9 protein-coding genes and 2 pseudogenes are annotated in these 6,951 nt (G+C 51.5%); 3 read left to right on the forward strand and 8 right to left on the reverse strand.

Translation table 11 applies throughout. The features are described 5' to 3' along the window. A pseudogene (locus C8R21_RS14775) lies at window positions 1-92 on the reverse strand (transposase); the annotation flags it as partial. A 77-nt stretch (window positions 93-169) separates the two neighbouring features. Here C8R21_RS14775 and C8R21_RS14780 point away from each other — a divergent pair. The 3 genes from C8R21_RS14780 to C8R21_RS14790 are packed head-to-tail and all read left to right on the forward strand — an operon-like array spanning window position 170 to window position 1,032. After that, on the forward strand, window positions 170-478 hold the full coding sequence (locus tag C8R21_RS14780; protein ID WP_107763381.1) for a type II toxin-antitoxin system RelE/ParE family toxin: 309 nt from the start codon (window positions 170-172) through the stop codon (window positions 476-478). Next, window positions 475-759: a helix-turn-helix domain-containing protein gene (locus C8R21_RS14785; RefSeq protein WP_107763382.1), complete on the forward strand. Its 285-nt coding sequence runs from the start codon at window positions 475-477 to the stop codon at window positions 757-759. Before C8R21_RS14780 ends, C8R21_RS14785 begins: the two co-directional genes overlap by 4 nt. A gap of 45 nt (window positions 760-804) precedes the next feature. Beyond that, window positions 805-1,032, forward strand: coding sequence for a hypothetical protein (locus tag C8R21_RS14790; RefSeq protein ID WP_107763383.1), 228 nt, complete (start codon window positions 805-807; stop codon window positions 1,030-1,032). Window positions 1,033-1,225: 193 nt separating this feature from the next. On the opposite strand, the pseudogene C8R21_RS14795 reads toward C8R21_RS14790, so the two are convergent. The 7 genes and pseudogenes from C8R21_RS14795 to C8R21_RS14830 all read right to left on the reverse strand — a co-directional run bounded on the left by C8R21_RS14795 (window position 1,226) and on the right by C8R21_RS14830 (window position 6,511). After that, window positions 1,226-1,861: pseudogene (locus tag C8R21_RS14795) on the reverse strand (IS6 family transposase). Window positions 1,862-2,091: 230 nt separating this feature from the next. Further along, on the reverse strand, window positions 2,092-3,288 hold the full coding sequence (locus C8R21_RS14800) for a PEP-CTERM sorting domain-containing protein (RefSeq protein WP_107763384.1): 1,197 nt from the start codon (window positions 3,286-3,288) through the stop codon (window positions 2,092-2,094). 121 nt (window positions 3,289-3,409) lie between these two features. After that, window positions 3,410-4,123, reverse strand: a complete 714-nt coding sequence (locus tag C8R21_RS14805) for an IS6 family transposase (protein WP_107763390.1) — start codon at window positions 4,121-4,123, stop codon at window positions 3,410-3,412. 78 nt (window positions 4,124-4,201) lie between these two features. After that, window positions 4,202-4,606 (reverse strand): hypothetical protein, encoded by a 405-nt coding sequence (locus tag C8R21_RS14810; protein ID WP_107763385.1) that lies wholly within the window; start codon window positions 4,604-4,606, stop codon window positions 4,202-4,204. 582 nt (window positions 4,607-5,188) lie between these two features. Further along, complete coding sequence (locus C8R21_RS14820) at window positions 5,189-5,707, reverse strand: GNAT family N-acetyltransferase (protein WP_107763387.1); 519 nt, start codon at window positions 5,705-5,707, stop codon at window positions 5,189-5,191. Then, a complete protein-coding gene (locus C8R21_RS14825; RefSeq protein WP_107763388.1) occupies window positions 5,708-6,004 on the reverse strand; it encodes a type II toxin-antitoxin system TacA family antitoxin in 297 nt (98 codons plus the stop codon). It abuts the gene before it with no gap. A gap of 27 nt (window positions 6,005-6,031) precedes the next feature. Beyond that, window positions 6,032-6,511: a Na+/H+ antiporter NhaA gene (locus tag C8R21_RS14830; RefSeq protein ID WP_107763389.1), complete on the reverse strand. Its 480-nt coding sequence runs from the start codon at window positions 6,509-6,511 to the stop codon at window positions 6,032-6,034. Window positions 6,512-6,951 lie beyond the last annotated feature (440 nt).

Genomic DNA, 6,951 nt, shown 5'->3' on the forward strand with positions numbered 1-6,951 from the left:
TCTCCCTGCAAAACCTTGTACCGGTACTTCGTTACCCATACAAAATGGTATTCAATTTGAAAAACTGTATGACTGCCCTATCTATAATCCATGCCGCACCTCCCTTCGTGCAGCTTATTATTTTCGCAGCTAAAGCTGACCGGCTAAAGCCGGTGGTTTAAACCTTGGGATGGAAAATGATTTAAGGGCCTTCCCTACTTCTGTCCGCCGTGAGGCGGGTTTCCAGCTCCATTTAGTGCAATATGGTAGTGATCCAGACCATTGGAAGCCAATGAACACTATCGGTCAAGGCGTACGAGAGATCCGCATTTGGGACGAATCCGGCGCTTTCCGAGTGATTTATGTCGCAAAATTCGCCAATACCGTCTATGTGCTTCACTGCTTTCAGAAGAAGACACCAAAAACCAGTAAAGCAGATATCGATTTGGCCGAGAAACGCTATCGTGACCTTTTACAGGAGTTGAGGTTAGCCCAATGAGTAACGAGCGATTTACCAGCGTATGGGACGCTATTGAAGATACTCCCGAAGAAGCAGAAAACATGAAGCTTCGTTCGTCTCTAATGCTGGCTCTGAAAAATCATTTGCTCCGCAACAACATCAGCCAGGCTGAAGCTGCCAAGCTGTTTGGTGTCACACAGCCGCGTATTTCTGATTTGATGCGCGGCAAAATCAATTTGTTTTCCCTTGATGCCCTGGTAAACATGGCTGCTGCGGCCGGTCTGCATCTTGAAATACGTGTAATCCCCGAGACTGCATAAACATAAAGAGGCAGCTTGGACGAAAACTCACAAAAGGGTTAACGAATGGTTGCGCGTGCACGCTGGGAAACGGCGCAGCGTTGGTATGAGGTTGAGCTTGTTCGTGACTTGCTAGGGGATTGGGTTCTTATGCGCCGGTGGGGCAGCAAGGCTTCCAGGCAACACGGAGAACTGTCCCATGTGGTAGAGGGAGAGACCGAGGGAAGGCAATTTATTGAACGCATCCATCTAATGAGACTACGGCGTAAGCCAGCTTACTGGCGTGTCTATTAATTCACCGATCCTTTTGGAGCCGTGATGTGTCAAAAAAGATTGCCGTGGTCATTTCCTGCCTTTCCGCCAGCCCTCTTTTTTCACGCGGGAAATTCGGTAATCCTCCTCCGAAAGTGCACATTTTTGGATGAAATTTTTTGGCTCTGTTGCAAAAAAAGGACAAACCAGAAAACTATGCGTGTAATCCGATTGATTATGTCCTGTAGATACCGAATTGCCTTTCAATGAGCCAGATTTCTCCTGTGAGGCCTTGGCCCAATTTCCAAATGTCCAGCTGTCCTTTCTTGAACATCCGGAGCTTGCCATGCTCAGCTTCGATAATATTGTTCAAGTATTTGACCTGCCGGTGCACGGTATCTGGCAGACACTTTCTTTCCACTTTTAATTCGGTAATGGCAGCGCTGTAAGGGGAAGCCTTGTCGGTATTGATAGCATCGGGGTGCGCTCAGGGGTTTCATGGATTTCAGGGCTTTGCCCAAGAACCGTTTGGCGGCCTGGGTATTGCGCGTTGGGGAGAGATAGAAATCAATCGTATGGCCTTTTTTATCAAGTGCCCGGTAGAGATACGTCCACTCCCCTTTTACTTTGACGTAGGTTTCATCCACCCGCCAACTGTAGCCCATGGAAGGTTTCCAATGCCACCTCAGGCGCTTTTCCATTTCGGGCGCATAATGCTGAACCCAACGGTAGAGCGTCGTATGATCTACATCAAGACCACGTTCCAGCATCATTTCCGCCAAATCACGATAGCTGATTCCGTATTTGCAATACCACCTGACACAACCCAGAATCATCTCCCCAGGAAATGACGCTACTTAAAATCTGACATTTGAGGATCTGTCCTGAAAAATACAATGGTGCACCTGGCTTCTTATTTTTTGCAACAGAGCCCGATTCTCTGATTGGTCATGGTTCTTCCCTGCTATAAATGTCAAGGTAGAGTCTATGACCTTCATGAGTGAGCGTCAATCAATATAATTTTTAACTCTAGATTGACACAAAATGACAGGAAAAGTGTCAGGCAGATTTGTCAGGTTGTGGTGTACTTCAAATTGACATTCACTGGCGCGAATCAAGAACTTTTCCATTTCGAGCTGCCATAAATCCGAACAGGGTCAGGCCTGCGAGCAGCAAAGCATAGGATTGAGGTTCAGGGATAGCAGGCACAGCAGTCGTAGCATTCACTAAGACCTGTCCCGCGTTATTGATGTCGACGGCATCCGTTAGAACAACTCCGGCTGGCAACTCAACCAGCGAATTGAGGTCTGTCATGCCCACCCCATTGGAGCCGGTGATAAAAGCATGAAGACCAGTACCTGCATCCGGGTAGGGCCACTTCATCACGGACTGCCCCACCACTTGGCCAGCGTCATTGATGCCATGGGCGTAACTGCTCCATCCACCCAGCGTCCCAAGATCGGTCATGCCCACGCCGTTGGGGCCGGTGATGAAGGCGTGCGAAGCACCTGAGGCCGTGGTGGAGTATCCTGCCACCTGCCCGACATCATTGATGCCCCAAGCCTTGGTTTCATCCCCGCCCAAAGTGCCAAGGTCTATCATTCCCATTCCATCGGGACCGGTGATGAAGGCACGAGTCGCATAAGAAGTCCCAGAATGAGAATTCCCTATCACTTGCCCGACATCATTGATGCCCGTCACTTTACTATCCTCCCCAAGTAAAGTAATTCCAAGATCCCTCATACCGACTCCATCAGAGCCGGTGATGAAGGCATGACTAGCAAAACCACCTTGGGTAGATATCCCCACCACCTGCCCAGCACGATTAATGCCATAAGCATGACTTAGATGCTCATTCTCAGATAAAGTACCAAGGTCCCTCATACCGGTCCCACCAGGACCGGTGATAAAGGCGCGAACACCAAACCCACCAAAGCTGGATGACCCCACCACTTGCCCCGCATCGTTTATGTCCTCAGCGGTGCTGTACCCGCGCTCACCCTCTAAAGTACCGATATCCCTCATACCCATTCCACCGGGACCGGTGATGAAAGCACGCTGCACATTATTAGCTGTGTAAGACAATCCTACCACCTGCCCAGCATCATTGATGCCTAAGGGGGTAGTGGCGGTAGTGAACGTAGCGCCCAGAGTGCCAAGGGGGGTTGCTGTCCTGCTGCTGAGGTCAACAAGGAACGACTGTTGCTGGGCATTTGCAACATTGACTAGGCCAAGGCTGGTGGTTAGGACTGCGGCCAGGATGAGATGGCGGGCTCTGAAGCATTGACTGAGAGTCATGGTATCCTCCGGCAAGGTGGCGTTTAACGTAATGAACAGTCTATTATTTAAACTAGGTGATGTAATTGGCTCTGTTGCAAAAAAAGGACAAACCAGAAAACGAGGCGTGTGATCTGATTGATTATGTCCTGTAGATACCGAATTGCCTTTCAATGAGCCAGATTTCTCCTGTGAGGCCTTGGCCCAATTTCCAAATGTCCAGCTGTCCTTTCTTGAACATCTGCATAAGCTCGAAACCTTTGATGGTGGCGCAGGCTGTTTTCATCGATTTAAAGCCCTGCACCGGGTTTATCAAGCGTTTGAGCTTGCCATGATCAGCTTCGATAATATTGTTCAAGTATTTGACCTGCCGGTGCACGGTATCTGGCAGACACTTTCCTTCCGCTTTTAATTCGGTAATGGCAGCGCTGTAAGGGGAAGCCTTGTCCGTATTGATAGTACCGGGGTGGGCCCAAGGTTTCATGGATTTCAGGGCTTTGCCCAGAAAACGTTTGGCAGCCTGGGTATTGCGAGTAGCGGAGAGATAGAAATCAATCATATGGCCTTTTCTATCAAGTGCCCGGTAGAGATAAGTCCATTCCCCTTTTACTTTTACGTGGGTTTCATCCACTCGCCAACTGTAGCCCATGGAAGGTTTCCAATGCCACCTCAGGCGCTTTTCCATTTCCGGCGCGTAATGCTGAACCCAACGGTAGAGCGTCGTGTGATCCACCTCAAGACCACGTTCCAGCATCATTTCCGCCAGATCACGATAGCTGATCCCGTATTTGCAATACCACCTGACACAACCCGGAATCATCTCCCCACGGAAATGACGCCATTTGAAATCGGACATTGAGAGCTGTCCCGAAAAACACAATGATGCACCTCGCTTCTTATTTTTTGCAACAGAGCCCGCGGACATATCCAAACGCTAGGGAAGAGGCGAACCTCTTTCTGAGGCCCTCCTGAGCTGAGAATCTATCTGATAGACCTTGCCTGCTTCAACGAGAACTGTGATTTTGGGAAGGGTTGGATGGTGAAGATTTCCGTAAAACCCAGCTATCTCCAGATCATGGGTTCCAGGATCAACCTGAACCACATATGGAAATCCTATCCAAACATCTGGTGTTTTCTTTCCGTCAACCCTACTTACAAATAGGTCGACGCTGTTATTCCAAGATTTCCTGTACTGCCCAACAATTGTAGCAACCTCCTTTCCGTTTTTTATCTTGCCGTCATATACCTTCACAGATTCGAACGAAGCGCATCCTGAAAGAGCCAGCATAGCGAGATAAGCAATCGCGTATCGATTAAAGACCAAATTGACCAAATTCATGCAACTCTCTCCTGGAAAAATTAGGAGAAGCATATCTTATCAGGATACTGATGAGCTTCTTAGCAGCAAACCGGAGCGCTGCCCCACACCCCGCGTTCGCCACGGGCAGGGGTGCAGGGGAGGCTACGGCCAAACCCTGATCCCCTGCACCCACAGCCATAGCGTCTGCCAGCTTTGCTGGCAGCATCAAGGCCAGGGGCCGCTTCGCTGGCTGTGCCAGCCTTGACCCTGCGCAAAGCTTCAATTCGTATTCATCCTGCTGCGGGTTAGGGGTTGAAAGAAAAGCTTTTTAAGCCCTCTGGAGCGATTAAATCGCAGGGATATTCCCCTGGGATTGAGGCAGAAATGCGCTCTGCGCTCTTGTAGACGCATTTAAACGGCCATTTCAGCGCTGACCTGCCAGATAACCCCTACCCTTCTTTCTGAAGGGTTTTGCGTTCAATTTGCGCCCTTATTGGAGTTGTACTTGATGGCTACTTTGCAGGAAGCGCAGTCGGACCAGCCTACGCGAGCCGCATTGGCAGGGTCAATCGGAAATGAGGGGAACGACCCGAGGCATGCGGTGTTCATTATGGGAAACCGCTAAGCGAACAGTTTTGCGATCTGCCCCATCGGCAGGAACAGACGCAACGGGGTTTGCTGGAACGGCTGGAAGTCGAAATGACGATAGAAGCTCTCGGCGCGCTCGTCCTTCGCATCCACGATCACCGCCATGGCCGCGATCTGCTGCGCGGCTTCCAGGCTGCGGCGCAGGGCGTCCACAAGCAGGAATTCCCCGACACCCTGGCCGCCGACCGAGCGGTCCACCGCCAGCCTGCCGAGCAACGTGACCGGCAGTTGCCCGTAGCGCGGAAGCCGCTTCATCAGGTCCGGTGGCAGCTCATCAACCGGGATGATGGATGCTGAGAGGGTGTAGAAACCGAGCACTCTTGGGCTACCCGGCTGCGTGAAGACGAAAGGCGCGGCGACGCGCTTTTCGGCGTCTTGCCGCGCCTGCTCGCGCAGATAGCGATTCAGGTCTTCGTTGCCGCAGTCGAAGGACTTGCGGTCATGCGCCTTTTCAAGCGGACAGACGTGTTCCGGGAGAAGTGCGAGGGCCAATCACGGCCCTGCCTTCTGAAGGTAGCTCTGGACCGCCTTCTTCAGACGCGCGCCCGGCTCGGCAGGCGTCAACAAGGCGCTGACAAAGGCGATCTGTTCCTCCCGGGACAGGCGGATGACTTCGTGCTCCTGCACGATCTTCGCCGCCGCTTCCTGGGTGCTGTCGATGACGAGTTCGCTCAAGGTGCGCCCCGTCAGCGTGGCGGCCCGCTGGAAGAAATCCTTTTGGTCGCTGGAGACGCGCGCCTCCAGGCGCGCATTGCGCGGCTTGTCGTGGGTTTCGGACGTGTTCAGCATGGAGGCCTCGCTGGGATGGATTCACGGTTACAGTTTTATTGTACGCCATTTGTCCGTACAGATCAAGATAGCACGCACCCTCCGGGGTTCCCTCGTTTTCGTGTTTCCCCGCCCACTCCTTAAATCAGCGCTTCCCACCCTCAAGGCCACGGGAGCGTGGGGTATCTTCATCATCGCCCATCCCCGCAAAGTCTCGGGAGTCGACCAGTTGAAAGCAATATAGATCAAGGCCGGTACGAGCATGCCGCCCAAGGCCGCAACCCCGGGCAGCAATCGGTCAGGCCAGGTCTTGAGCTGACCCTCCAGAAATTCACGCTTGATTTCGAGGCCGACAAGCAAGAAAAACAGCGACATCAACGCGTCGTTGATCCAGTGCAGCACCGATAGGCCCAACACGTGCGACCCTAATACTCCGAAGTATACCGGTGCGGCTGGGGAGTTCGCGATTACAAGCGCGAGCAGCGCAATGCTCATCAGCACGAGACCTCCGCTAGCCTGAGTGGACATAAATTCCCTAAAAACACTCAACACTCTTCACGCGGTGCGGAGGAGTTGATTGCTGCATAGGAGGTCACCGTTAAGTCAGAGGCCAGAGTAGTTGCGTTTATGGTCGCAGGGATTTCGTGGCTGGTTTGCACCCCATAATGCAACTCATCATATTTGCTGGGCAATGATCGAATCCGTGATTTTTGCATGCGCAAAATAAATTCTGAGTCTCATCGTACGCCGTCAGTTCCAATTGCTCCAATTGCTGCCTCTTCTTCAAGCCATGTCACCTTTCAACCATTCCCCTTTTTAATACCGCTAATATTGAAACGACATTAATTGAATCCGGTTCGATTAACCATAAAGTGAATCGCCCCGGTTTTCGTGGAGGCTTTTTGGTTTAAGTTAAACTTCTACCGTGGCCTTTTGGACCAATTGCTGATAATAGTTTGCTTCTGCTT

Source organism: Nitrosospira multiformis (assembly GCF_003050865.1).
Classification (GTDB): domain Bacteria; phylum Pseudomonadota; class Gammaproteobacteria; order Burkholderiales; family Nitrosomonadaceae; genus Nitrosospira; species Nitrosospira multiformis_E.

Bases quoted from the DNA above. Each gene is read 5' to 3' on its own strand.
- C8R21_RS14780 (WP_107763381.1), top strand. From the start codon at position 170: ATGGAAAATGATTTAAGGGCCTTCCCTACTTCTGTCCGCCGTGAGGCG.
- C8R21_RS14785 (WP_107763382.1), top strand. From the start codon at position 475: ATGAGTAACGAGCGATTTACCAGCGTATGGGACGCTATTGAAGATACT.
- C8R21_RS14790 (WP_107763383.1), top strand. From the start codon at position 805: ATGGTTGCGCGTGCACGCTGGGAAACGGCGCAGCGTTGGTATGAGGTT.
- C8R21_RS14800 (WP_107763384.1), bottom strand. From the start codon at position 3,288: ATGACTCTCAGTCAATGCTTCAGAGCCCGCCATCTCATCCTGGCCGCA.
- C8R21_RS14805 (WP_107763390.1), bottom strand. From the start codon at position 4,123: ATGTCCGATTTCAAATGGCGTCATTTCCGTGGGGAGATGATTCCGGGT.
- C8R21_RS14810 (WP_107763385.1), bottom strand. From the start codon at position 4,606: ATGAATTTGGTCAATTTGGTCTTTAATCGATACGCGATTGCTTATCTC.
- C8R21_RS14825 (WP_107763388.1), bottom strand. From the start codon at position 6,004: ATGCTGAACACGTCCGAAACCCACGACAAGCCGCGCAATGCGCGCCTG.
- C8R21_RS14830 (WP_107763389.1), bottom strand. From the start codon at position 6,511: ATGTCCACTCAGGCTAGCGGAGGTCTCGTGCTGATGAGCATTGCGCTG.